The organism is Streptomyces sp. NBC_01267 (assembly GCF_036241575.1).
Classification (GTDB): domain Bacteria; phylum Actinomycetota; class Actinomycetes; order Streptomycetales; family Streptomycetaceae; genus Streptomyces.
In genome coordinates this window covers 202,783-227,341 of sequence record NZ_CP108455.1, presented here as the reverse complement: position 1 = coordinate 227,341, position 24,559 = coordinate 202,783, and the positions used below count along the sequence as shown (strand labels likewise).

At 68.9% G+C, this 24,559-nt stretch carries 24 protein-coding genes and 1 pseudogene; 9 read left to right on the top strand and 16 right to left on the bottom strand.

Features of this window, described 5'->3' with window-relative positions:
• The first annotated feature begins 134 nt into the window (after window positions 1–134).
• The 4 genes from OG709_RS01245 (at window position 135) to OG709_RS01230 (ending at window position 3,025) form a co-directional block, all read left to right on the top strand.
• Window positions 135–1,088, top strand: coding sequence for an SDR family NAD(P)-dependent oxidoreductase (locus OG709_RS01245; RefSeq protein ID WP_329164389.1), 954 nt, complete (start codon window positions 135–137; stop codon window positions 1,086–1,088).
• A 207-nt stretch (window positions 1,089–1,295) separates the two neighbouring features.
• Window positions 1,296–1,466 carry a hypothetical protein gene (locus OG709_RS01240; protein WP_250305026.1) on the top strand — a complete coding sequence of 57 codons (171 nt, stop codon included), beginning with the start codon at window positions 1,296–1,298 and terminating at the stop codon, window positions 1,464–1,466.
• A 581-nt stretch (window positions 1,467–2,047) separates the two neighbouring features.
• Window positions 2,048–2,536, top strand: coding sequence for a GNAT family N-acetyltransferase (locus OG709_RS01235; protein ID WP_250305027.1), 489 nt, complete (start codon window positions 2,048–2,050; stop codon window positions 2,534–2,536).
• 87 nt (window positions 2,537–2,623) lie between these two features.
• Window positions 2,624–3,025, top strand: a complete 402-nt coding sequence (locus OG709_RS01230; RefSeq protein WP_308409512.1) for a hypothetical protein — start codon at window positions 2,624–2,626, stop codon at window positions 3,023–3,025.
• Window positions 3,026–3,809: 784 nt separating this feature from the next.
• Here the strand turns inward: OG709_RS01230 and OG709_RS01225 are convergent.
• The 14 genes from OG709_RS01225 to OG709_RS01165 all read right to left on the bottom strand — a co-directional run bounded on the left by OG709_RS01225 (window position 3,810) and on the right by OG709_RS01165 (window position 17,073).
• Entirely contained in the window at window positions 3,810–4,526 is a 717-nt protein-coding gene (locus OG709_RS01225) for a DUF6390 family protein (RefSeq protein ID WP_329164384.1), read from the bottom strand.
• Window positions 4,527–5,615: a hydrogenase expression/formation protein HypE gene (gene hypE / locus OG709_RS01220; protein WP_329169031.1), complete on the bottom strand. Its 1,089-nt coding sequence runs from the start codon at window positions 5,613–5,615 to the stop codon at window positions 4,527–4,529.
• 26 nt (window positions 5,616–5,641) lie between these two features.
• A complete protein-coding gene (hypD, locus tag OG709_RS01215; protein WP_250305029.1) occupies window positions 5,642–6,745 on the bottom strand; it encodes a hydrogenase formation protein HypD in 1,104 nt (367 codons plus the stop codon).
• Window positions 6,742–7,038 (bottom strand): HypC/HybG/HupF family hydrogenase formation chaperone, encoded by a 297-nt coding sequence (locus tag OG709_RS01210; RefSeq protein WP_250305030.1) that lies wholly within the window; start codon window positions 7,036–7,038, stop codon window positions 6,742–6,744. The genes hypD and OG709_RS01210 overlap by 4 nt, the downstream gene beginning before the upstream one ends.
• Before the next feature lie 47 nt (window positions 7,039–7,085).
• Entirely contained in the window at window positions 7,086–9,638 is a 2,553-nt protein-coding gene (gene hypF, locus OG709_RS01205; RefSeq protein WP_329164383.1) for a carbamoyltransferase HypF, read from the bottom strand.
• Window positions 9,639–9,640: 2 nt separating this feature from the next.
• On the bottom strand, window positions 9,641–10,171 hold the full coding sequence (locus OG709_RS01200; RefSeq protein WP_329164382.1) for a hydrogenase maturation protease: 531 nt from the start codon (window positions 10,169–10,171) through the stop codon (window positions 9,641–9,643).
• 7 nt (window positions 10,172–10,178) lie between these two features.
• Window positions 10,179–10,391, bottom strand: a complete 213-nt coding sequence (locus tag OG709_RS01195; RefSeq protein WP_250305033.1) for a hypothetical protein — start codon at window positions 10,389–10,391, stop codon at window positions 10,179–10,181.
• Between the two features lie 26 nt (window positions 10,392–10,417).
• Window positions 10,418–10,537, bottom strand: a complete 120-nt coding sequence (locus OG709_RS36015) for a DUF6893 family small protein (protein WP_374211356.1) — start codon at window positions 10,535–10,537, stop codon at window positions 10,418–10,420.
• On the bottom strand, window positions 10,534–11,946 hold the full coding sequence (locus tag OG709_RS01190) for a hypothetical protein (protein ID WP_329164380.1): 1,413 nt from the start codon (window positions 11,944–11,946) through the stop codon (window positions 10,534–10,536). The genes OG709_RS36015 and OG709_RS01190 overlap by 4 nt, the downstream gene beginning before the upstream one ends.
• Entirely contained in the window at window positions 11,943–12,584 is a 642-nt protein-coding gene (locus OG709_RS01185) for a DUF6084 family protein (RefSeq protein ID WP_329164378.1), read from the bottom strand. The genes OG709_RS01190 and OG709_RS01185 overlap by 4 nt, the downstream gene beginning before the upstream one ends.
• Window positions 12,581–13,141 (bottom strand): DUF5947 family protein, encoded by a 561-nt coding sequence (locus OG709_RS01180; RefSeq protein ID WP_329164377.1) that lies wholly within the window; start codon window positions 13,139–13,141, stop codon window positions 12,581–12,583. Before OG709_RS01180 ends, OG709_RS01185 begins: the two co-directional genes overlap by 4 nt.
• Before the next feature lie 89 nt (window positions 13,142–13,230).
• The gene (locus OG709_RS01175) at window positions 13,231–14,175 is read right to left on the bottom strand and encodes a NifU family protein (RefSeq protein ID WP_329164376.1); all 945 of its coding nucleotides are present in this window, start codon (window positions 14,173–14,175) and stop codon (window positions 13,231–13,233) included.
• 1 nt (window position 14,176) lies between these two features.
• The gene (locus OG709_RS01170; protein WP_250305038.1) at window positions 14,177–15,970 is read right to left on the bottom strand and encodes a nickel-dependent hydrogenase large subunit; all 1,794 of its coding nucleotides are present in this window, start codon (window positions 15,968–15,970) and stop codon (window positions 14,177–14,179) included.
• A gap of 47 nt (window positions 15,971–16,017) precedes the next feature.
• Complete coding sequence (locus OG709_RS01165) at window positions 16,018–17,073, bottom strand: hydrogenase expression protein HypE (RefSeq protein ID WP_266644708.1); 1,056 nt, start codon at window positions 17,071–17,073, stop codon at window positions 16,018–16,020.
• A gap of 261 nt (window positions 17,074–17,334) precedes the next feature.
• Here OG709_RS01165 and OG709_RS01160 point away from each other — a divergent pair, with 261 nt between their 5' ends.
• Complete coding sequence (locus OG709_RS01160; protein WP_326695482.1) at window positions 17,335–17,664, top strand: hydrogenase maturation nickel metallochaperone HypA/HybF; 330 nt, start codon at window positions 17,335–17,337, stop codon at window positions 17,662–17,664.
• 3 nt (window positions 17,665–17,667) lie between these two features.
• On the top strand, window positions 17,668–18,441 hold the full coding sequence (gene hypB / locus OG709_RS01155; RefSeq protein WP_329164371.1) for a hydrogenase nickel incorporation protein HypB: 774 nt from the start codon (window positions 17,668–17,670) through the stop codon (window positions 18,439–18,441).
• A gap of 22 nt (window positions 18,442–18,463) precedes the next feature.
• Here the strand turns inward: hypB and OG709_RS01150 are convergent, their stop codons facing one another.
• Window positions 18,464–20,143, bottom strand: a complete 1,680-nt coding sequence (locus OG709_RS01150; protein ID WP_326695483.1) for a hydrogenase maturation protein — start codon at window positions 20,141–20,143, stop codon at window positions 18,464–18,466.
• Between the two features lie 185 nt (window positions 20,144–20,328).
• Between OG709_RS01150 and OG709_RS01145 the strand changes: the two are divergent.
• Window positions 20,329–20,809, top strand: a pseudogene (locus OG709_RS01145) (transposase family protein); the annotation flags it as partial.
• Between the two features lie 485 nt (window positions 20,810–21,294).
• A complete protein-coding gene (locus OG709_RS01140) occupies window positions 21,295–21,897 on the top strand; it encodes a GNAT family N-acetyltransferase (RefSeq protein WP_250305043.1) in 603 nt (200 codons plus the stop codon).
• A 610-nt stretch (window positions 21,898–22,507) separates the two neighbouring features.
• Here the strand turns inward: OG709_RS01140 and OG709_RS01135 are convergent.
• Complete coding sequence (locus tag OG709_RS01135) at window positions 22,508–23,491, bottom strand: alpha/beta hydrolase (protein ID WP_329169030.1); 984 nt, start codon at window positions 23,489–23,491, stop codon at window positions 22,508–22,510.
• 643 nt (window positions 23,492–24,134) lie between these two features.
• Here OG709_RS01135 and OG709_RS01125 point away from each other — a divergent pair.
• Entirely contained in the window at window positions 24,135–24,452 is a 318-nt protein-coding gene (locus tag OG709_RS01125) for a 4a-hydroxytetrahydrobiopterin dehydratase (RefSeq protein ID WP_329164368.1), read from the top strand.
• The last annotated feature ends 107 nt before the right edge of the window (window positions 24,453–24,559 follow it).

Here is a 24,559-nt window from a genome sequence, read left to right as displayed (position 1 = left end):
CGGGATATCGGCTGTCCGACGGGGCTGTCGGTGATCCGTAGGTGATGTGTCGGTGGCCGCTGAAACCCTGGGGATGTCGAGCTGCCCCACAGAGCAGCTGCAGCCGTCCTCAGCAGCAAGGGAGCCTCACCGCCATGTCGTCGTCCACGTCCTCCACCCCGCCTTGGGATGTTCAACGGCTACCGCGCGCCGATGGCAGTGTTTTCCTCGTCACCGGCGGCAATGCAGGTATCGGGTACTTCGTCGCGGAGCAGCTGTCCGCCAGCGGAGCCACTGTCGTACTGGGCAGCCGGAATCCCGCGAAGGCCGAGGTTGCCAGGGCCTCGATCCGCTCACGGGTCCCTGGCGCGCGGGTACGGGCCGTACAGCTGGACCTCGCCGATCTCGCATCGCTCGGAACAGCGGTGGAGGCACTTGATGTGGAATGCCTCGATGCGGTGGTTCACAACGCCGGCGTCGCGCTGGACGGCCCGCCGCGCGAGGAGACCGGGGCCGGGCACGAGCTCATGTTCGGCACGAACCATTTGGGGCACTTCGCGCTGACCCGGTGGCTGATGCCGCTGCTGTCTTCCGCACCGGCGGCCCGCATCGTGACCATGGGTAGCTTCGCGGCGAAGTCCGAGCGGCTCGACCTGGACGACCTGCAGTCCCGGCACGACTACCGGCCCAAGCGCACCTACGGACGCTCCAAGCTGGCACAGATGTACTTCGGTCTCGAACTCGACCGCCGTCTGCGCGCCGTCCACAGTGCGGTAGCGAGCGTGGTGGTCCATCCCGGCGGCGCGCTGGACTCACTCACCACGTCACGGCCGCCGGTCCATGTGCGGACCGCTGGTGCGCGGCTCTGCGGGGCACCGGCCGCCCTCCTCGTCCAGGGCAAGCACGCCGGTGCCTGGCCCGCAGTCCGGGCTGTGCTCGACCCGGCCGTGCGCGGGGGACAACTGTGGGGGCCGCGCGTCTTCGGCCTGCGCGGCAAGCCCCGATGCGAACCGGTGTGGGGCCACCTCGCTGACACCCTCGTCGCGGCGCGGTTGTGGGATGCAAGCTGTGACTTGACCGGCGTCGACTTCGGCACTGTTCCCGGTTAATGCCAGGCGTGCGTGTTGGCCAACAAGCGTGCTCGGTTGGCCAACTGAGACGCGCAGTCGCAGGCATCAAGCCTGGCCCTCGCGTACCGCCACTCAGCGCCCGCTTGCGATCCATGCCGACCGGAGACACGGGGGCCAAGGTCTTCCAGCTCGGCCAGGGCATCGGAGGACCGGATGTCTGCCGCCGCGCGGTGCACGTAAGCCAGGGTGATCGTCTTCGATGTTGGTGTCGGAGTGGACGGGGCTCTCGGATATCTCATCGAGACGGTCGGCGAGCGCAAGGTGGAGGGCGTGTTCGCCCTCCGTCATGACAGGCCGGATCGTGGCGGTAGGCGTCTGGACCAGGCGACGAAGACCGTCCATATGCTGGACCTGTGACGAGTAGGGGGTGGGCCGTAGCAGCCATGGCCTGGGGTGTGATTGCGGTGCTGTTTCTGGGGACAACCGTCTGGGCCGGAGTTCTGGGACTCGTTCGGCTGGGACTGGCTGGGGACGAAGTCCGGATTCGTCTTTTTTGTTTCCGCTGTTGCCGCTCCTGGTTGCTGTGTTGACTGCCTGTCTTGCTGTGCGTTCGGTCCGCCGAGGCCTGAGACCGAGCGCGTCAAGCACCTCGTTATTACGCCGAAGAACTTCGAGAGCACCCGACACAGGCTCAAGTGCCTGGTCAGCCCAGGCGTCCTTGCCGAGCCCGAACCCGGCTTGTTCGCCCAGCACCGCCCGAGCAATTCCGCACCACCAGCCCACCTGACCCAAGCCGATGGTTGAGTCGGGCTGGTGCCCTGTCCCAGGGGCGTCACCGTGCTGTCCCCGGACGCGCCGAACTTCGCCGACGCCAGCCCCGGTCGCGAGCGCAAGCCCTTCCGGCTGATGCCGGGTCCGGTCCGAAACCCCTTGGACAGCGCGGGGACCGGCTTGCTGGAATGGGAGACGGCCACTGTCGGAGTCGAATGGATGTGGCGATGACCGAGATCAGGTTGCACCTGTCGGTACGCGGCCTCACCGACGCGGATCTGCTGTCCTGCGGCTGGGCCGGCTCTCTCAAGCACGTGCGCGAGCTCGTCCACCAGATCCGCCGCGCCGAGGCGGGCGAGATCGACTACCTGGCGGTGTGCACGCCGACCGGGCTCCCTGTGGCGGTCGGCGGCATCGACTACACGGTCGAGCCCGGTGCCGGCACGCTCTGGCAACTCAGCGTCCACCCGGCCCTGCAGTCCTGCGGCATCGGCACACTGCTGATCCGCTCCGCCGAGCAGCGGATCGGCGCCCGGGGCCTGATCCGCGCCGAACTCGGAGTCGAGGAGAGCAACCCGCGCGCTCGCGCCCTCTACGAACGCCTGGGTTACCGAGCCTTCAGCCGCAAGCTCGACTTCTGGGACGTGGAGGCCGAGGACGGCTCGCTTCAGCGGCACGAGACGATGTGCACACTGATGCGCAAGGACCTGGCGTGACACCGGATTTCGCGGCGTACGTCACCGATGCGACGGCCGACCCGGCCGTCGGGCTCGGCCCTCAAGGGCTCTCGGGCCCACGACGGCATGACTATCCGTCACTCCGACCACAACCCGCTCGCTGGCCACCTCGACGCAGCTGCCGGCATCGGATTCCTGCTCGACCTGCTCTTCGCCATTGATCGCCGACCGCGCCCTTACAACACGTACCTGGCCTGGGAGCTGGGCCGGTTCCCGCTGCCCGGCTGGGAGAGCGCCGCGCTGCTGGAAACCGTCGCCCGGATCGCCGCGACCGGAGAAGTGGCCCTGCAGCAGCGGCTCTTGGCCCGGGTCGAGGCGGCTGCCCGGGGCGCCGGCCACGGGGCGGTGCTGTACGCCTGGGGTGAGGATCAGTCGCTCTGCGGCCGGGGGTGGGTACGGTGTCAGTGCCCTGCGGCAGAGTGCCGTGCATGGTCAACGATTTGGACAGCATCGACTGGTCGTCGATGAGCCATGCGGACGGGCCGGCCGCCGACGTTCCGGTGTGGCTCCGGGCGATGGCTCACCTGACCCCGAGGCCCGGGAGAGGGCGTTCAGCGGTTTCTACAGTGCGGCCCATCACCAGGGTGACGTGTACGCGTGCACGGCGGCGAGTCTGCCGTTCCTGTTCGCGCTGGCCGATGACCCTACGGCCCCCGACCGCACTGCGGCTGCCCGCAGCGCGGACCGCCGCCACGGCCTGGCTCGCTGCCCTGGCCGAGGACACCACGTCGGACCCCGATGTCCGGCCGGCCGCCCTCGTCCACCGCACCCGTTGCGTCCCGGAGACCATCGGCAACACCACCGTGCCGACGGTGATCGACCTGCTGCACCAGCTCACCCCCGCGCCGCAGACGAAGACCGACGAGAAGGCCCGCAGGACCTGTTCCGGCGCGCGCACATGTGCTCCCGCCGCCGAAACAGCATCACAGGGAACTCAAGCAGCTCGCCGCCGCGTTCGCCGACATGGAACGGCCCAACCGTCTCCACGCGCCCACCACATCTGCGGCAACAAGAGGGCAGGGCAAGTGGGTCTGTACAGGTGGGCCACAGCTCCCCGGCAGGCTCAACCGCACGGAGAACGATGCTGATGCATCCCGCTCGCCCACCGCACGTGCGGTGCCGCAGTCGTCACTGGACACGGCGCCACGGGCCAGCCGGTCACTGGGGCCTGACGGAAAGCTTCCCGGCGACGGGTCCGTTGCGGTGGCCGCTCATACAACCACCACCGGGCGAGCGGGCCCGTCACCTCGGCTCACGGGACGAGCGGTCTCAGCGCGGTGCGTCGGCGCTCCTCAAGGGACTCGATGTGCCACGCCTGCTCGTCGGTGAGCACGTCACACACCCAGTCCCAGTGCAGTGCCACACGATCGCCGGGGGCGAGGCTGTCGATCAGCGTCCTCCCGCCGGCCGAGCATCGAACGGTCTCCTCCCGCCACGCGCCGGTGACCAGTTCCGCACCGTCCCAGCTCAGCGGGCGTGATCGCACGGTCGCCACCTGGCTGTCGGCACCGAGGACCACGCCCGTACGGATGCGGCACTGGTCGAGTACGGAGAGCGCGGTCGGATTCCCGCTCGACCGTAGCATCGGTGCCCAGGGATAGACCTCGAACACCTGGAAGCTGTGGTGGGCCAGAGCCCGCCGTCCAGCCTCGCGCCAGGTGCCGCCGAGCTGGCCCCGGAAACGGTCCGTCATGCGCTCCACCAGAGCGGCGGGATCCACCCGGTCCAGCAGGTCGTTGCCGATCCAGTACGCCTCCACCACCCGCGCGTCGAGCGGGTCCGGGAGCCCGGCCGTCTCCGCCAGGTACTCGAGATAGCACCAGGCCCCCTCGAACTGCCTGGCCCGTCGCTCGATGTCGGCGGTCGCGTCACGACGGAGGAGACCCGCCGCGTCGGCGGGGCCGCAGTAGCCGAGCTCATTGGGCGGGTAGGCGTATCGCGCGAACAGCAGCGCGCCCTCGGCGCTCACTCAGCAGATCCTCGGCAGCTGTTCGCCGATCGGGAGTCCGATCACGCGGCTCCCGCCCAGGCCCGTCCTCGCCACCACCATCCCGGCATGATCCGGTACGCAACGGCCGACCCGGCACGCGGAGCGGCCCAGCGGGTGGGCACGCATCGCGGCCAGCACCTGGTCCGCGTCGCCGGCCGGAACGATCGCGATCAACTTGCCCTCGTTGGCTACCTGGAGCGGGTCGAGCCCGAGCAGACTGCACGCGTCCCGCACCGTGGGCGGTACGGGCAGCAGCCGCTCGACCAGTTCGATGCCGACGTCCGAGGCCCGGGCGATCTCGTTCAGCGATGCGGAGACACCTCCGCGCGTCGGGTCCCGGAGGACATGGAGGTCGGCACCGGTGGCGAGCATGTCGGCGACCAGCCCGTGCAGCGGGGCGGTGTCGCTCTCGACCGTCGTGCCGAACTCCAGACCCTCCCGGCAGCTCATCACGGCCACCCCGTGCACGCCGATGTCGCCGCTGACGAGCACGGCATCCCCGGGACGCGCCCGGCGTGCGTGGATGTCGACGCCGGCGGGGACCACCCCGATGCCCGAGGTATTGATGTAGACGCCGTCGCCACTGGCGCGCTCCACCACCTTCGTGTCCCCGGTGACCAGCCGGACGCCGGCGGACTCGGCGGCCCGGCCCAGAGCCCGGGCGATCCGGCCCAGGGCGCTCAGCTCGGTGCCCTCCGCGAGGATGAAGGCGGTTGACAGGAACAAGGGCGTCGCACCCGACATGGCCAGGTCGTTGACCGTTCCGTTCACTGCCAGGTCACCGATCGAACCGCCGGGGAAGAACATCGGCTTCACCACGAACGAGTCCGTGGAGAAGGCGAGGCGGATCCCGGAACCGACCGTCAGGACGGCCGAGTCACCGAGGTCGGAGGCGGCCGCCGAACCGTACGCGGGCAGGAACAGATGCTCGATCAGTTCGCCCGACATCGCGCCGCCGCCCCCGTGGCCCATCACGATGGACGGGATGTCCCGCAGCGGTACCGGGCAGACCCACCCCTCGAAGTCCAGGCCGGGCACCTCTGCCGTCAGGTCGGTCACTTCGGCCACTTCGGTCACTTCCTGCGTCGCGTCAGTCACTTCGCATCGACCAGTTCCAGCCGGCGGTGGGTGTAGTACGCGGCGCAGGCGCCCTCGGACGACACCATGGTCGCGCCCAGCGGGTTCCTCGGCGTGCATTCCTTGCCGAACGCGTCGCACGCATGCGGCTTGATCAGGCCCTGGAGTACCTCGCCCGACCGGCAGAGCGACGACTCGGCCGTGTGGATGTCCATCACGTCGAACCGCTGCTCCGCGTCGAACGCCCGGTATTTCCCGGAGAGCCGCCAGCCGCTGCGGGGGATCGCCCCGATGCCGCGCCAGGTCCGGTCCGTCACCTCGAAGACATCTCTGAGCATCTCCATGGCGGGTACGTTGCCCTCGTCGCGAACGGCGCGGGGGTAGGCGTTCTCCACCTCGTGCCGGCCCGCCTCGAGCTGGACGACGGTACGGCGGACGCCTTCGAGGATGTCCAGGGGCTCGAAGCCGGTGACCACGATCGGCACCTTGTACTTCTGCGCCAGAGGCGGGTACTCAGCGGTCCCCATCACACTGCACACATGGCCCGCGGCGAGAAACGCCTGCACCCGGCAGGTCGACGACTCCATGATCGCGGCGATCGCGGGGGGCACCAGCACGTGCGATACCAGCAGGCTGAAGTTCCGCACCCCGAGCCGCTCGGCCTGGTACACCGTCATCGCGTTGGCGGGAGCGGTGGTCTCGAACCCGATCCCGAAGAAGACGACCTCGCGGTCCGGGTTCTCGCGGGCCAGTTTCAGTGCGTCGAGGGGCGAGTACACCACACGTACGTCGCCGCCCGCGCTCCTGACGGAGAACAGGTCCTGGCTGCTGCCGGGCACGCGCAGCATGTCGCCGAACGAGCAGAAGATGACGCCGGGGCGGGCGGCGATGGCCAGCGCCCGGTCGATGATCTCCAGCGGGGTCACACAGACGGGGCATCCCGGTCCGTGGATCATCTCCACGCCGTCCGGGAGCAGTTGGTCGATACCGTGCCGGATGATCGAGTGGGTCTGGCCTCCGCAGACCTCCATCATGGCCCACTTCCGTGTGGTGGCCGCATGGATCTGATCGAGCAGCTTCTTCGCGAGATCGGGATCGCTGAACTCGTCGAGGTACTTCACTGGCCGGCTCCTTCGGAGGATTCGCCCTGCTGGGCTGCGAGTTCGAGGCCGTCGCCGAACTCCTCGGCGAGGAGGCCGAGCCGCTCGAAGTTGGCAAGGGTGTCCTGGGCCGACCGCTCGTCGAGGCGCTGGATGGCGAACCCGACGTGCACGACGACGTATTCACCGACCGACACATCGGGGATGTACTGGAGGCACACCTCTTTGCGCACCCCTCCGAAGTCGACCTCGGCCATCACGGTGCCGTCGACTTCGGCGGTGCTGAGGACACGCCCCGGAACAGCCAGACACATGGTCCCTCTTCTCTGTGGATCCCTTGGAGTGTGGGGAGACCGGGCCGTCAGCCCGATGCGGCGATCATGAGCTGGCCGAGTGCGATCCCGCCGTCGTTGGGTGGGAGCAGCCGCGGCCGAAGGACGGTGAAGCCTCTCTCCGTCAAGCCGCGTTGCGCAGCTCCGAGCAGGACGGCGTTCTGGAAGACGCCGCCGCCCAGGGCCACGGTGTCGAGGCCGGTGCGCGTGCGGCAGATCTCCGCGAGGCCGGTGACCAGAGCGGCGACGGACGCGTGGAAGCGGGCGGCGATCAGCTCGGCGGGAACACCGGCCCGTACGTCGGACACCACGGCCCGGACGACGGGGCCCGGATCCGCGACGGCGGGTCCCTCTCCCGTCCCGGTCCGGATCCCGAAGTGGTAGCGGTCCTCCGGAGCGGCGGGGTCCGACTCCGCGGCCCGTGCCAGCCCCTCCAGTTCCATGGCCGCCTCCGCCTCGTACGCCACCTCGTGGCGGACACCGGCCAGGGAAGCGACCGCGTCGAAGAGCCGGCCCATGCTCGACGTGGACACGCATCCGAAACCGGTGGCGAACTGATGTGCCAGTACGTTGCGTTCCGCGGGCGGGCAGGCCCGGACCGCGGGTGAGTCCTCGCCCCAGGGGATGCCGGCCGCGTGCAGATGCGCGAGCGCCATCCGGTACGGACGCAGCACGCCGGCGTCGCCCCCCGCCAACGGCACGTAGCCCAGGTGCGCGGCCCTGCGGAACGACTTGTAGCCGGCTACCAGGACCTCACCGCCCCAGGCCGCGCCGTCGTCGCCGTGGCCGGTCCCGTCGAAGGCGATACCGATCACGCTCTCGTCGACACCCAGGCCATGCTCCGCCATCACGGATGCGATGTGCGCGTGGTGGTGCTGCACCGTGCGGACCGGCCGTCCGGCCGCGTGGGCGCGGGCCCATGCGCCGGAGCGGTAGCCGGGATGCCGGTCGGCCACCAGCCGGGCGGGCGCCACCCCGGTGAGTTCTTCCAGGTGCTTCTCGTTCCGGGTCAGCGCTTCGATCGTGGCGAGGTCGTCCATGTCACCGATGTGCTGGCTGAGCCACGCATAGCGGCCCTCGCCCAGTGCGCAGGTGTTCTTCAGATCGGCGCCCACCGCGAGAGTCGAAGGCACGTCGAACGGCAGCGCGAGCGGCAGCGGGGCGTACCCGCGCGACCTGCGGAGCGGGAGCTCGGCACCGGCCACGTACCGGCTGACCGAGTCGTCGCACGGCACATGGATCCCCCGGTCGTGCCGCAGCCACGCATCGACCAGCGGGGCCAGCACCGTCAGCGCGGCCCCGTCGTCGGTGACGATCGGTTCGCCCGACAGGTTGGCGGACGTCATCACCAGCGCGTCCAGGCCCGGACGGTCGTCACCGGTCCCGAAGAGCAGTACGTGCAACGGGGTGTACGGAAGCAGCAGCCCGAGGTCCGGACTACCGGGCGCCACCGCGTCACAGACCCCCGCTCCCTGCCGGGCCGGGCGCCGGGGGAGGAGCACGATCGGGCGGCGGTTGCCGGTGAGGAGGTCTTCCTCGTCCCCGGTCATGGTCACCAGTTCCCGCGCGACATCGAGCCCCGCGACCATCACCGCGAAGGGCTTGCCGCCACGCCGCTTGCGCCGGCGCAACTCGGCCACGGCCCGGTCGTTGCGGGCGTCGCACACCAGGTGGTAGCCGCCGAGGCCCTTGACCGCGATGATCCCGCCGTCGGCGACGAGCTCCCGTGCGGCCCGCAGCGCGTCCTCGTCGCGGGCCCGGACCGCGGTCCCCTTGCCGACCAGTTCGAGCCGGGGTCCGCAGTCGGGACAGGCGATCGGCTGGGCGTGGAAGCGCCGGTCGCGGGGGTTCTCGTACTCCGCCCGGCAGGCTCCGCACATCTCGAAGTCCGCCATCGTGGTGGCGGCCCGGTCGTACGGCAGACCGGTGACGATCGTGAACCGGGGACCGCAGTGAGTGCAGGTGATGAAGGGATGGCGGTAGCGCCGGTTCGACGGGTCGCCCATCTCGTCGAGGCAGTCCCGGCACGTGGCGATGTCGGGCGAGACGAGTGTCCGGCCCCTGCCGCGTGTGCCGGACTTCTCGATGGTGAAGCCCGTACCGCCACGCACCGGCTGATCGCTCGTGCGCACGTCCTCGACGACAGCGAGCGGCGGGGCGTCGTCCCGCAGCCGGCGGCCGAACTCCTCCACGGCGTCGGTCGTCCCCTCGACCTCGGCGAGCACCCCGTCAACGGTGTTCGTCACCGTGCCCGTGAGCATCAGCTCCGAGGCGGTGACGTAGACGAAGGGCCGGAATCCCACGCCCTGCACGACGCCGCGCACCTCGAACCGGCGCCTGATCAGCTGCGCCCGGCCGCGGCCCATCATCTCCAGGCCCGACAGGGCCTCCCGGGCCTTGGCCCGGTCGATGAGCTCGACGGCGAAGCCCATGTGGAGAAGCACCCAGTCGTCGCAACCGGGTGGCTCGTCGAGCATGCCGATGTTGACGCGCCGCTGTGCGCCCTCCACGTCCACGAGAGCCAGCTGCCCCGCATACCCGTCCACGATCTTCACGACGCGACCAGGAATGCCAAGGCACATGATCAGGATCTCCTGGGTTCGGCGCTCTTCACGGACGCGGTCGGTACGGCCGCTGCGAGCTGCCGGACCAAGGTGTGCACTGCCTGGATCGCCTCGGGCACCGTGTTGTCGACGGCTTCACTGAGCCCGATGCCCTCCTCGATGTCGGCGGGTGTGCAGCCCACGAGGTAGGTGAGCGGAAGAGTACCGCCCAATTGGTCCAGGTTTGCAAGGACAGCTACCGGATTCATCCCGTGAGCATCGAATTCACCCGTACCGAGGTCCTCCACGCCGATACGGAGCACTGTCAGCTGCCCGGCCGGGCCGCCACCCGGGTACGCGTCGACCAGCACCAACGCGTCGTACCCGTCGAGCAGGTCGTACGCGAGGTGCATGCCGCGGATGCCGTAGTCGACCACCCGGACCTGCGGGGGCATCCCGCCGGAGCGGGCCAGCCGCCGCACGACCTCCGGGCCGAAGCCGTCGTCGCCGAGGAACAGATTGCCGATGCCCGCCACGAGTACCCGGGCGGCCGTGTCCGGTTCGTTCGTCATCCTCGGCTCAACTGCCGCCGGACTGCAGGTGAGGAGAGTCCGGGTCACGGGGCTTCTTCGGCTGTACGGAGGTGTCCGACTGCTCGTCCGAGGTGCCAGGGGTGCGGTCGGCCGGACCGCCCGACGGTTTGTCCGAGCCGGTGTCCCGCGACCCCTTCGGACCCCTTACCTCCTGCGGCTCTTCCTCGACGACGCTGTCCTTCTTCGGCGTGCCCGCCATGGCGTGCTCCTTGCTCACATCGGGATTCACATCGAACGGATTCTCAGGTAGCGGCGGATGTCGGGGATCGACCGGATCCCGACTGCCACGGCGACGACCGCCACAGCCGCCGCCACACCGGCGGTGATCATGCCCAGGCTCTTCACGATCGGTTCTCCTCTCGGTACTGCGCCGTCTCGTCGACGGACAGCGGTGTCAGCTCGTCGGGCGCGAAGTAGAAGTAGCGGCCGTACCAGTCGTGCAGGTCCGACGCCGGGTCGTCGACGAGGACCAGGGCGACGTGGGTACCGCCGTCCACATCCGCGAGAACCGCGGTCACCCGGGCCACCTGGCCGGCGAAGAACAGATCCTGTGCGTCGGCACGCCGGGAGGGGTGCACGCGGACCAGGCTGCCCTTGGCCACCCTTACCCCGTCGATCGTCACCGCGTCGCTCCCCGGCTGTACCGAGGCGTCGGCCGCGGGGTCCCACCAGGGAACACCCGCGGTGTCGAAAGGGGCGGGCTCCGCGTCCCGGACGTCGGCCGACGGGCCCACGAGTGCCGCGGAGGCCGCCGGTTCCGGCGGACGGGGTTCGCGCAACAGGCCGTGCAACTGCTGCAGGTCGGCGGGCGACATGCCCTCGCACCGGTCGATGATCTCCCTGGCCCGGGGATCGGTGGCCCGCGCCTCCGCCTTCTCCTCCTCCGTCATGGTCATCACCCGGAGGGTCAGGATCTCGTCGATCTCGGTCGAGTCGAACAGGGCGCCAGGGCTCTGCTCGGCCACCTCCGGATAGTCGTACAGAATGATCGGCGCGCCGAGCACTGTGTCCGTCGCCCCCTTCGCGCCGGCCAGTACGGGCCAGCACCTGCGCTGCCGGCAACGACCGGCGGCGCCCGCCGCTCCGGCGGGCAGTTCGAGCAGTGAGACGAACGCGGCGTTCTGTGCCCGGAGCAGCAGATGCGCGCCGATCAGCGAGGCGCGGATCGCGGCGTCCTTGGTGGCCGCCGGCTCCGGGTGCTCGTTGCGCACCGACACCGACAGGCGGACGTAGCCGTCGTCGACGGCGCTCCGGGTCAGGATCCGGAGCGTCAACGGCAGCCGGCGCCGCACGATCCGTCCCACGACCACACCGCGCGCATCGGTGAGAGGTTCCGACTCCTCACCGCCCGGGACCTCATGGACCTCGTCCAACGGCTCGTCCAACGGCTCCGCCACGAGAACGACTTCCTGCTCCACCGCCTCGTCCCAGGTCATCACCGAGACCCCGTCGACGGTGAGCTTCTTCACCGGCGCATGGCTGCCGTCCTCGTCCCTGCGCTGCACCTCGCGGACCTGCAGTTGAAGGAAACGCAGATGGACGGTGACCTGCGCGGGCCCCTCGTGCGGTGCCAGCAGGCACTGCATCTCCAAGTCCGGTTCCTCGCCGAAGCTCGCCGCCGCGGCGTGCGGCGGGCCGAGAACCCCGAACTGCCAACGCGACTGGTTCTTGTGCGAGCTCGCACGGTACGGATAGAGGAGGTACCCCTCGTAAAGCACGGCGTCGGCGATCGAACGCACCTGGTCAAGGCTCACAGGGCCACCTCGTCGCTCTCGGCCAGCAAGGCCTGAACCGTCTCGTCCCAGCTGATCAGCCCGCGCCGGGCCCGGAAGTCCGCGAAGCGCGCCAGCACCTCGTGGTCCAGCCTGATCCAGCCGGTGTTCGGGAAGTGCGACGCCACCATGCGCCGCCACACCTCGACCGGCATCGGGTACCGGGCCTCGCAGTCCCACGGCACGTGCTCCACCCCGAAACCCTTGCTGCCGCGGGTGAAGACCATGCCGGAGAACATCAGGGCGAGGGGTACCGAACCCTCTCCCAGGGCGTGCAGATAGCGGGAACCGATCACATCGAAGTCGTACGTGCAGGGCAGGGCGAGGTCGACCTCGGTGGCGCCGCTGAACCCCTGCACCGTGGTGTCGCAACTCATCCACTGGAACGGCTTCAGGGTCTCGGTCCAGCGCTCCCGGCCCCCGAACAGCGCCTGTAGACCGCTCTGTTCGGAGTCGTCGTAGTGGCGTCGCTGCGGCTCGATACGGACCTGGCAGTGCAGTGCGACGGCATGGATGCGGCGGCCCGTCCGCTCCTCGATCCGCAGTCGCGCCGTCAGCTGCGGTACGGCCGCGTAGGGCTCGGCGAAGATGTCCAGCACGTCGAACGCGATGTCGTTCACGGCGCCACGATCCCGGCTGCGGGCCGGCTGCGGTCCGCCACCCGTGTGAAGAAGGCGTCCATCGCGGCATGCGCCTCGGTGCCACCGTCGAATCCGCGCCACAGCGTCCGCAGCTGACCCACGAGTTCGTAGCAGGCGTCGATCGGAACCAGATGGCACGATCCGCCGCTTCCCGCGGAGCGCCGGATCAGCAGCGCCTCCACGTCGGGGCGTAGCTCGGCGAGCTCCGGGCTCGACTCGACGACGGCCTCCCAGGCATCCAGCGGCAGTTCCGACTCGGTGGCCCCGGCGGGGCCGGGGTAGAAGGCGATCGTTCGGCCCTGGACCGAATTGCGGAACAGGAAGGCGAGCCCCACGGGAATCTGCAGCTCGTCCCAGGCACGCCCGTCCACGGTGAGTCCGGCGAAGTGCAGATACCGCTCGGGGACCGCCCGGTAGCGCAGCTGCGCGTCCTCGTCGGTGAACAGGAGATAGCAGGCCCGGCAGCCGCACATCAGGGCACGGCTGTCGAGGTTCACCACGTGGGAATGGCTCTCGCCGATCGGTTCCGCACACATCTCGCAACGCTCCCCGGCAACCGGCAGCGGCCGGTTGCGCGTGAGGCGCAGCAGCGCAGCCGCCGGCGAGCCGGAACGGCCGGCCGCGATCACCGCGCCACCGCCGCGGGGACCGCGACAGAGACGGTCGCACCGTCCGAGAGCAGCGGAAGCGGAGCCAGGTGCAAACTGTCGCCGTCGAGGCAGACCCCGGCCCGCCGCACGTCGTAGTGCGCACGGCACCCGGCGCAGCGCAGGATCGCGTCACCGGAGCCACCACCCAGCCGCCGCGCCAGCGCGGCACCCTCGAACGGCCGCTCACAGCGCGCGCACCGGTCCTCGAAGGCGAAGAGATCCGCACCGACCCGGCAGGCCACCACCGGGAGTCTGCCGACGTCCACCCGTGCCACAGCGCCGGACCCCAGCCCGGACAGCTCCGGGACGACTTCCCACGAGGCGCCGTCGTCCTCGGCTGCTCCGGCATCTGCGTGCAGCCGGGCGAACAGCGAGTCCACCGGCACGAGTGGCCCCGCCGCAACGGCGTCCTCCTCGGTCGCGGTCTCGACCTCGATCGAGGTGATCTCCGGAGCCGCGGCCTCCACCGCGCCCTGCACGGCCAGTTTGAGCGTGACCGAGGAGGACGGGCAGCCGTCGCAGCTGCCCAGCAGCCGCAGTCGGACGGTGCCCCCGTCAGTGACGGCGAGCAGTTCCACATCACCGCCGTGCGAGCCCAGATACGGCCGGACACTCTCCAGCGCCTGCTCGACCCGGGTCTCCACGCCGTACGGGTGCAGCCCGTGTACCAGCAGGACGGTGGCCACCAGATCGTCGCCGGCCAGCGCGGCGAGGATGTCGTCGTCCAGCCGCCCCTGCTCGTGCACCAGGTCGAGCAGCCGTTCCAGGCCGGCGCCGTAGAAGTCGACGACGAGCCGGACCAGCTCCTCGCTGCGCTCGCGCGCCACCGCTCCGCCCGAGCCGCTGGCGGCGATCAGGGTGTCGATGCGTTCACCGGTCGTCCGCCATTCGGGCGCCGCCGGTGCTGTTTCCTGTGTCATGTCACTCACTGCCCGCGGACTGGGTGGGGGAGTGGAGCAGCTCCAGCTTCTTGCCCTCGCCGAGATACATGTGCACTCCGCAGGGCAGACAGGGGTCGAAGCTGCGCACCGTGCGCATGATGTCGATGCCCTTGAAGTGCTCCCGGTCGTTCTCCTCGAAGATCGGCTGGCCCTGCACGGCGTCCTCGTAGGGACCCGGAGTGCCGTACGTGTCGCGCGGGCTGGCGTTCCACGGGGTGGGCGGATACGGGTGGTAGTTGGCGATCTTGCCGTCCCGGATCACCATGTGGTGCGAGAGGACACCGCGCACCGCCTCGGTGAACCCGCAGCCCACCCCCTCCTCCGGCACCTCGAACTTCTCCCAGGTCTTGGTGTTCCCGGACCGGATCTCCGCGAGCGCCTTCTCCGCGAAGTGGAGCGCGCAGGCGGCCGCGTAGGCCTGGAAGTAGCTGCGCGCCCGGTTGCGCTCGATGGTGTTACTCCACTTCGGGACGTGCCATTCCAGCTCCACCGGGCCCTTGAGGGCCGTCCGGGGGAGGTTGATCTTGACGCTGTGGCCGGTGGCCTGGATGTAGCCGATGTCGACCAGGCCGGCCAGCGCGGTGGTCCACAGCCGCGCGAGCGGTCCGCCGCCTGTGTCCAGAGCGAGGTAGTCCTTGCCGTCGAACCACCGCGGCGACATGACCCAGCTGTACTTGTCGTCCAGGTCCCGCTTCTGCGGCTGCGGGTTGGTGTGCTGGTTCCACGGGTGGCGCCGGTCGACCGGATTGCCGAGCGGGTCCTCGGTCACGAAGGTCTCCTGCTCGTCCCAGTCGTTGTAGTACGACGAACCGAGCAGGATCCGGATGCCCAGGTTGATCTTCACCAGGTCGGTGGTGACCAGCTTCCCGTCGACGACCACGCCGGGGGTGACGTACATCTTCCGGCCCCAGTCGGTCATGTCCTTGTACTCGAAGTTGCAGTGCTCCGGGTCCTGGAAGGAGCCCCAGCAGCCCAGCAGGATGCGCCGGTTCCCGACCTGCTCGTACCCCGGCAGGGCTTCGTAGAAGAAGTCGAAGAGGTCGTCGTGCATCGGCACGACCTTCTTCATGAACTCGACGTACCGCTGGAGCCGGGTGATGTAGTCCGTCATCAGCTGGATGGTCGCCACGGTTCCGACGCCGCCCGGATAGAGCGTGGAGGGGTGGACGTGTCGGCCTTCCATCAGGCAGAACATCTCCCGGGTCATCCTGCTGACCTGGAGCGCTTCCCGGTAGAACTCGCCGGTGAACGGATTCAACGACCGCATGATGTCGCCGATGGTCTTGTACCCGTGGGCGTCGGCGTGCGGAGACTGAGTGCGGTTGGCCTGTTCCAGGACTCCGGGATTGGTCTCCGCGACCATCTTCTCGCAGTAGTCGACCCCTACCAGGTTCTCCTGGAAGATGTTGTGGTCGAACATGTACTCCGCGGCCTCGCCGAGATTCACGATCCATTCGCCGAGGTGCGGTGGCTTCACTCCGTACGCCATGTTCTGCGCGTAGCAGGAACACGTCGCGTGGTTGTCACCACAGATTCCGCAGATGCGACTCGTGATGAAATGCGCGTCCCGCGGGTCCTTGCCCTTCATGAAGACCGAATAGCCGCGGAAAATGGAGCTGGTGCTGTGACACTCGGCCACCACTTTCTGCTTGAAGTCGATCTTTGTGTAAATGCCCAGACTGCCGACGATCCGGGTGATGGGGTCCCATGCCATTTCGACCAGGTCGTCCTTGCCCCGGCCGCCCCCGGCACCCTTGTGCTGCGTCGCGGTCATGTACGCCGCCTCATCTTTCTGTCCATGTGCGTTGATTGCGCGGTCGCTTACCAGGTGCGTGTGGCGCCGGTCGTGAGATCCCTGCCGGGCTTACGCCATTTCGGTTCGCGGTCGAGGGTGTGGGTGGTGATGTGGCGAAGGCGCCGCATCGTCGACCCGTACGGCCCGACCGCGTTGGTGGAGAGCTTTCCGCCAGGGGGCTCGTCCATGAACGGCATGAACTTGTCCGGGAACCCTGGCATGGTGCAGCCGATGCAGATCCCACCGACATTGGGGCAACCGCCGATGCCGTTCATCCAGCCGCGCTTGGGCACGTTGCACTTGACCGTGGGGCCCCAGCAGCCCAGCTTGACGATGCACTTCGGCGAGCCGTACTCCGTCGCGAAGTCGGCCTGTTCGTAATATCCGGCCCGGTCACAGCCCTCGTGGACCGTCGACCCGAACAGCCATGTCGGCCGCAGCGCGTCGTCGAGCGGAATCATCGGCGCCTGGTCCGTGGCCATGTAGAGCAGGTAGGTGAGCGTCTCCGACAGGTTGTCCGGCTGGATCGGGCACCCGGGGACGCACACGATCGGGATCCCGGCCTTGGACTTCCAGTCCCAGCCCAGGTAGTCGGGGACCCCCATTGCGCCGGTCGGGTTGCCCGCCATGGCATGGATGCCGCCGTACGTCGCGCAGGTGCCCACCGCGACCACCGCGGTGGCCTTGGGAGCCAGCCGGTCGAGCCACTCGCTGGTGGTCATCGGCTGCCCGGTGGCGGGATCGTTGCCGAATCCGCACCAGTACCCCTCGTCGTGCAACTGCTCGTTCGGGATGGATCCCTCGACGACCAGAACGAACGGTTCCAGCTCTCCGCGGTCGGCCTTGAAGAACCATTCGAGGAAGTCGTCGGCGCCTCCGTTGGGGCCGCACTCGAAATCGATGAGTGGCCAGTGGACGGCGACCTGTGGAAGGCCGGGGAGGGCGCCGAGTGCAATCTCCTCGATGCTCGGCTGAGTGGCAGCCGTCAGCGAAACGGAATCGCCGTCACAACTCAGTCCTGCATTGATCCACAGGACGTGGATCAGTGTGTCCTCCGCCTTTACCGCTTCCTCTGTCGGCATGGCAGTGCCGCCTTTCAGGATGACGGCCTGACGGCCGTCGGCCCCCACTGATGGGTTCGCGCACATTGGTACCATCAGGCCTCGATCCGAGCGCACCGGCAACACAGGGAATTCCTCGCTCTGCCTGATGTCCGGTGAGCCGAATGACCGCACGCAGTGGACCGGTCGGGTGATCCGGCCGGGGTACCGGTCCGGTCGGTGGGCGGTACGGGCCCGCCGGAGCCCTACGGTCGGAGCCACCCGTGGGAGAACGAGGCACTCGTGCACGAGCTGGCAATCACGCAGAGCGTCGTCGATTCGGTGTGCGAACGCGCCGCGGGGCGTCCGGTCCGTTCCGTCCGCGTCCGCATCGGGGTGCTCACTGCCGTGGTCCCCGAATCGATGCGGTTCTGCTTCGGCCTGGTCACGGAGGGAACAGCCGCCGAGGGGGCGCAGTTGGACATCGACCAGCCGCCCGGGGCCGGCCGCTGCCGTACCTGCGACATCGAATTCACCCTGACCGACCTGATTCTGCTGTGTCCCTGCGGCAGCGCGGATGTGGAGATCACATCGGGACAGGAACTTCAGATCGTTTCCATGAAAGTGGGCTGAGCCATGTGTGGTACCTGCGGCTGTTCCGAGGAATCCGGCGGGACCAGGATCGTGATGCTGCGGGAGGATGATGCACCGGCTCACGGACATCCGCATCCGCACTCACACGACCACGTTCAGCCGAGGGGCGAAGGCGAGACCGTTACCCTTGAGCAGAAGGTACTCGCCAAGAACGACCTCCTCGCGGAGCGCAACCGGAAGTGGATGACCGACCGGGGCGTTGTGGCCGTGAACGTGATGAGTTCACCGGGAGCGGGGAAGACCACACTGCTCGAACGCACCATCACCGATCTCACCGGCCGTCGGCCGGTGGCCGTCATCGAGGGCGACCAGGAGACCAGGCTCGACGCCGACCGGATCAGGCGTACCGGCTGTGCCGTGGTGCAGGTGAACACCGGGGCGGGGTGCCACCTGGATGCGGAGATAATGCAGGGCGCGCTCACTGCCCTGTCGCCCGCCGAGGGGTCGCTGCTGATGGTCGAGAACGTCGGCAACCTGGTGTGTCCTGCCCTGTTCGATCTGGGGGAGCGCAGCAAGGTCGTGATCATCTCGGTCACCGAGGGCACGGACAAACCGTTGAAGTATCCGTACATGTTCGCCGCCGCCGACCTGATCCTGGTCAACAAGGCCGATCTGCTGCCCTACGTCGATTTCGACGTCGAGCGGTGCGCGCGGCACGCGCGCTCGGTGAACCCGGACGTGCGCGTGCTGACGGTCTCGGCGACCACTGGGGAAGGCCTGGAACACTGGTACGACTGGGTGGCGGAGCAACGGTAGCCACTCCGCCATCGGGCCGCGGTCAGCCCCGGGAAAGTGGGGAGTGCTGGGCCGCGGCACCGGACGCGGGGCGTTCCTTGCGTACGAAGGCTCTGCGCAGCCCGTGGTACGGATGGTGCGGGTCCGCGAAGATGCGCTGCATCCGGATGAGTTCGGCCTCGCGGAACGCAGCCAGGTCGGCTCGGTCCCGCTCGGCCTTCTTGGCGTTGATACGGGATCGTGTCGCGGGCAGCGCGGCCAGGCGGGACGCCAGGGCCCCGACCTCGGAGTCGAACGACCGGGGGGCGCATGCGATCACTCTGTCGATCAGACCGAGACGATGGGCCGCCGCAGAACTGACCGGCAGGGCGTCCTGCACGAGCCGGTCGGCCGCCGCCGCGCCCACGCGCCGCGGGAGCGTATACGTCCAGTACTCCGATCCGTACAGCCCCATCAGGCGGTAGTGCGGATTGAGTACCGCGCCTGCCCTGCACCACACCTCGTCGGCGGCGAGAGCCAGCATCACCCCGCCCGCCGCGGCGTTTCCGGCCATGGCGGAGACGACGAGGCGGTCCGTGGTGGTCAGAACCGCTTCCACCAGGTCGTCCATGGCGTTGATGTTGGCCCAGGACTCCGCGCCAGGATCGGCCGATGCCTCGATCACGTTGAGGTGGATGCCATTGGAGAAGAAGTCCCGGCCGCCGCCGATGACCAGCACCGAGGTAGGCCTGGAACAGGCGAACCGGTAGGCGTGCAGCAGGCGTTGGCACTGCTCCGTGCTCATTGCGCCGCCGCGGAAGGAGAAGGACAGGAAGCCGGTCCCGGCCTCCTCCCGGTAGCTGATCTCGGACCAGGTGTCGTCGTGCCCGGTCCTGTGCAGCGGAGCCGGCCTCTCCGGCACGGCGGACAGCCGCCCGGCCAGCGCCGAGGTGGCGGGGAGCTTGAAGGTGGCGGGACCGCCCGGAGCCCGCCGGGGCCGCAGCTCGGGGATCCACACCGCGCCGTCGGTGGTTGCCCGGCAGATCGCGCCGTCCCGGGTGGCCACCAGTGCCCCCGGCCGTCCGCCGAGCCGGGGCTCGGGATGCCCGCCATGCAGGAACCACTCCCCGCCCAGCAGTTCATCGAGCACGCCGGGCTGGGAGTCCGCCGCCCTGAGTTTGCGGACCACCGTTGCCGTGGAGTCCGACTGCCAGTCGATGCGGCGCAGCGACTGACGGAAAAGGGGGCGGCAGCCGGCGCCCGGGGTCTGCGGAGTCGGAGTGTACGTCCCGGACGCGAAGCGCCCGACCGCCAGGAGTACGGCCTCCACGGCGGCGTCCGAGATCTCGTTGCGGTACAGGTCGCTCTTGCCCACCGGGGGCAGCGAGCAGGACGCCGACGCCCATACGTCGCCCGCGTCCATCTCCGCATTCGCCTGCAGGACGGTGACGCCCCAGTTGTCTGCTCCCTCGTGGACGGCCCAGTCGAGGGAAGAGGGCCCGCGGTCGCCGACCGGGCCCGGATGGACGATGAGACAGGTGTGGACCGACCACACGTCGTCCGGAATCGCGGATTTGAGATACGGGGCCACGACGAGGTCCGGGCGCTCCTGGCGCACGGCCTCCCTGACGGGGCCGTCCTCGTGCACGAGTTGCACGGCCAGGGAGTGCCCGCGGTCCCGGAGCTCGGCCTGAACACGTTGGGTGAGGCTGTTGAAGGCGCTCGCGAGAAGCAGAATATGCACGGCGATCTCTTCCGGTGGCTGCGGTCGTTCCGGGTCGAGCGTGAGCGTGGCCCCTTGCTCACCGAGACGGACTCGGCCGGAACTCGCGGTGAGTTCACTCGAAAGTGCACTCACGGGTCTGTCAAACGAGCGGCTCTGGCCCGTAATCGGTGGTAGCGAAGGGTGACGGTTGTCGTTGGCATGGTCTGCGCGATGTCAATGAGCTTGTGACGGTGGTGTTTTCAGGACCGTCGGCCTTGACCATCGAGGGGGTGACGGGCGAGGGCGAGTTCATCCGGGTGTCGGCGCGGACCCGGGACAGATCGGGTGCCGTGCCCCGCGTGCGGGACGCGAACAGCGCGGGTGCACGGATTTCATGGGCGGGTGCTCGTGGACGTTCCGGTGGACGGACGGCGGATCGTCGTCTCGGTGCGGGTCCGCCGCCTGGTGTGCCCGGTACTCGACTGCCCGCGGCAGACGTTCCGCGAGCAGGTTTCCGGCGCCGTGGAGCGCTACCAGCGCCGCACCAACCGCCTGACCAACCAACTGAACTCCGTGGTCAAGGAGTTAGCGGGCCGGGCGGGTGCCCGCCTCGGCCGCGCTCTGGCCTGCGCGATCTCCCGCTCGACCGCCCTGCGCATGCTCATGCGCCAGATGGTGACGCCGCTGCGCGTCCCGCGCGTACTCGCCTCCGTCACCTTCCTCACCAGTACCGACCTGCGCATGGGGGGCATGATCGACCCTCGGCAACTTGCCACCGCGATATGGCCGTTGGATGAGATTGCCGTCGGCCACGAGCGTCTCACCACCTTCGCGACGACCTGCGCCGACCGACTCGCTCGTGGATCGGACCTGCCCGGGGTCGAGCGGCTCACCCTGGCCGTGGAACTTGCTGCGGAGTTCAGCCGGGCCATGACCCCCGACCCGCTACGGCTCCCGGAGCTGCTGCCCGCCCCTGGCCCGGCAATCGTGCCCGCCGGCTCCTTCCCTCCCCATCGGTGCACACTTCTTGCTCGCTGGGTGGAGGAATGCGGGAGGTGCCCGTCTGCTTCGGGGTGTGACCGGCTGTTCGCCGTCTGTGGTTTTGGGGTGCCGGTAGGAACCGCGTCACGTTCCCCTGGTCAAAACGCGTTGGCGAGGGATTCACCCGGTGTCAGGATGGCTTGGTGAACATGGCACAGAACCAAAGGGCCCCTGTCGTACGTACCATCACCGACGCCGACATTCCCACCGCGGTCGATACCCTCGCCCGCGCCTTCGCCGACTACCCCTACACGCGGCACGTGATCGCAGCGGACGATCACGAGGGGCGGATCCGGCGGTCCCAGGAGCTGTGCCTGACCCGCATCGGCATGGTGTACGGCCGGGTCTGGGTCGCCGACGAAGGCCGCGCCGTGGCTGTCTGGGCCGTTCCCGGCCAGGATCCCTCGCCCGCCTTCGCCGAAGTCGGGCCGATCCTGGGCGAACTCAGCGGCGACCGGGCCGCCGTGTCCGCGTCCGCGGACACGGCCCTTGCCCCGTACCGGCCCCAGGAGCCGGGATGGTTCCTGGAAACCGTGGGAACCGCCCCCGAGTCCCAGGGGCAGGGCCTCGGCAGTGCGGTGCTGATTCCCGGCGTCCAGGAGGCCGAGCGCGCTGGGTATCCAGCGTTTCTGGAGACCTCCAGCAAGGCGAACGTGCGATTCTACGAGCGCCTCGGCTTCAAGGTCACAGCCGATGTCCAGCTCCCCGACAACGGCCCCCGCACATGGTGCATGCGCAGGGACCCGCGCTGAGAACCCGCAGTGTCACCTTCGACGGAGGCGTGCTCAGACCCCTCGTCCTCGTACAACTCCGGCGCATCCGGGGCGCGCAAGGGGCGCAGTCCGCCGCCGGACCGCCGTCGGCGGGGGTGGAGGCGGCGAAGCAGTAGTGGCCGAGCAGCTGAGACCCTTGTGCTTGAGCGGGGACAGGCGGGCGACGTCCTCGTCGCGGATCCCGTCATTCATGAGAATCACAGCGCGTGATGGCAGTGACGCAGAGCTACTCGACACTTGTCGGCAGCTTCGGGGAAGCACCCCGGGTTCACCTTTGCCGCCAACGTGATCATTCTGCTCCAGTGGCCAGCCCTGGACAGCCCGTTCACAGGCACGGAAAAGGCACCTGCGAGTGCCTCAGCCGACATGCTGCAATGAATCCTCATGAAGGCACATCTCCCGTCGATCAATGGATCCGGCCTTCTGCTCGCGATGGAGCAGAACCTCGCCAAGCACACCTGTCACCTGCACCGAAACCTGGAAGGGATCGCCCCCACTCCCCGGCCCGCTCGGCCACGACCTGTCCGGCTTCCGGCGCTCCCGGGCAGAGACACTCTTGACCTGCGACTTCTTCGAGCGCCCGATCCCCCTACCCTGCGAGCGTGTCCAGGATTTCTGCGACCGGGACGGGATCCAGAGGGCCGACGTGTGACGCCCCGGGAAAATCGTGCACGCGGAAGCTGTTGCCGGGCGTGAACGCGTCGGCTTCCGCGATCATTCTGTCCTGGAGCGCGGTGGCGATCGTCCGGTCCCTGCCGAAACGCAGGTAGGTGCGGGGAATGCGTCCCCAGCTACCAGCCCGGCCGACCGCTCGGCCCGCGTAAGCGGCGACGGGCTCGTCGGTCTGCATGCCGGCCAGTATCCGGCGGAATTCGGCGTCGGGGTAGTCGGCGCAGATCATCTCCTTCAGGAGGGCCAGCTCACGGCCGTCACCTGTCCGGAAGTTCAGTCGTAGTACACCGAGCCGGTCCGGGGCACCCACCGTCAGCTCGACCGGGCTGACAGCGTTCGCGTTCTCGGGTGCCGCCGTGCAGGCGTCCGCTGTGGGCAGGACACGGCTGGGACAGAAGGCCGCCATGTAGCAAATGTGGTGCAGCAGATGCGGGACGGCATCGCCGACACGGCTGACCGATACGCCACCCAGGCTGTGCCCGACCAGCACCACCGGGCCATTCCGTGCCGCCCGCCGCACGATGTCCGTGACACGCGCCTCATAGTCCTCCAGCCCGAGGCCTTTCAGCGGGGAAAGCTCGGCTGCCATCGCTTCGAGGTCCTGCCGCTGATACGACTCCGGCACGAAAGCCTCGGCGCCATGCCGCGGCTGGTCCACCATGACGACGTGGTGACCGCGCAGTGTCAGCTCACGCGCGATCGGCATCCAGAACGCGCCGGCGCTGTGGGTACCGTGCACCAGCACGTAGGTGGTGAGCCCGCGGCGCGGGTCCGCTGCGGCCGGCGAGGTTCCCAGCCCGGTGGCCAGTGCCGCGCCCCCGACCGCGAGTCCCAGCCCGCGCAATGCTGTCCGCCGGGTGGCACCTGTTCGTTCTTCGTTCGTCGCATTCGTCATGAGCACGACGCTATGAAAGGCACACTCGGCCTGCCAGCGGTCCAGCACCACCACAGGGGTGGACCCAACACCACCTTCCAGTGCAGCCGTTCCGCGCGGTCTGGAAGCGTGGGAAATCCGTGATCACGGACAGAAGGCCATCTTCGTTTCGGCATCGCGCCAGGCAACTGCGAGCTATCCGGACCCCAGGTGACGACCACCTCAGAGGGGCGACTTTGTGTCAACGGCCATGGAGATGCCCAGGTGGCGTTCGGTGTCCAGGCTGGTGGCCAGCAGAAACCCAGGCATGTGGTCAGTGGTGTTCCTGGGGGCGGGGCTCAGTGCGACCTCCACGCCCTCCGACAGCTCTTCAGAACTACTTGGACCAGCCGGTGTTCTCTGGTCTCAAGTCCTTGACGCGGTGCCTGAGACGGCCCGACGTGACCGCGGGGTCTATCTGGCCCGTCACGCGACTGCGGCAGCGGTGGCAGGGGAGCCGGACCAGGCGGTGGAGATTGCCCGGACAGCGGCAACCATCGCGGTCGAGACCAGGCCGGTGCGCATGCGCCGGGAGTTGGCCACTCTGGAGAGAAATGCGGCCGCGGCACGATGCCCCGATCGGCCGGGACCTCGATGAGGTTCTGGCCCCGCTGACCGAGAGGGGATAGACGTGGCGCAGGGGCTGGTTCCGCTCACGGATGAGGAGATCGCCGAGCGGTTGGAAGGGCTCCCGGGGTGGGCACACGTAGGAGACGAGATCACGGGCACATACGCCGTGAGGTACCACGCTGGTGTTGCCGTGATCGTGCACGTCGCGGACCGTGAACGCAGGATCGGGCACCACGCCGACAGCGACCTGCGTATCGACAGCATTCGGCTCGGCATCACGACGCACGACGTGGGACGTCAGCTCACCGCGGCCGACTTCGATCTCGCCGCGCGGGTGGACGCGATCGTCGCCGCACACGAGGAGCCCCCCCTCGACTGATCGCGAACTGCAGCGCCCTGATCGGTACCCGATGCCCATCAGCTCTGTGCGGTCCGCGTCGTGGTTGGGCGGCCGGGAACGGCTGGGGTCACCGTTCCCGAATACGC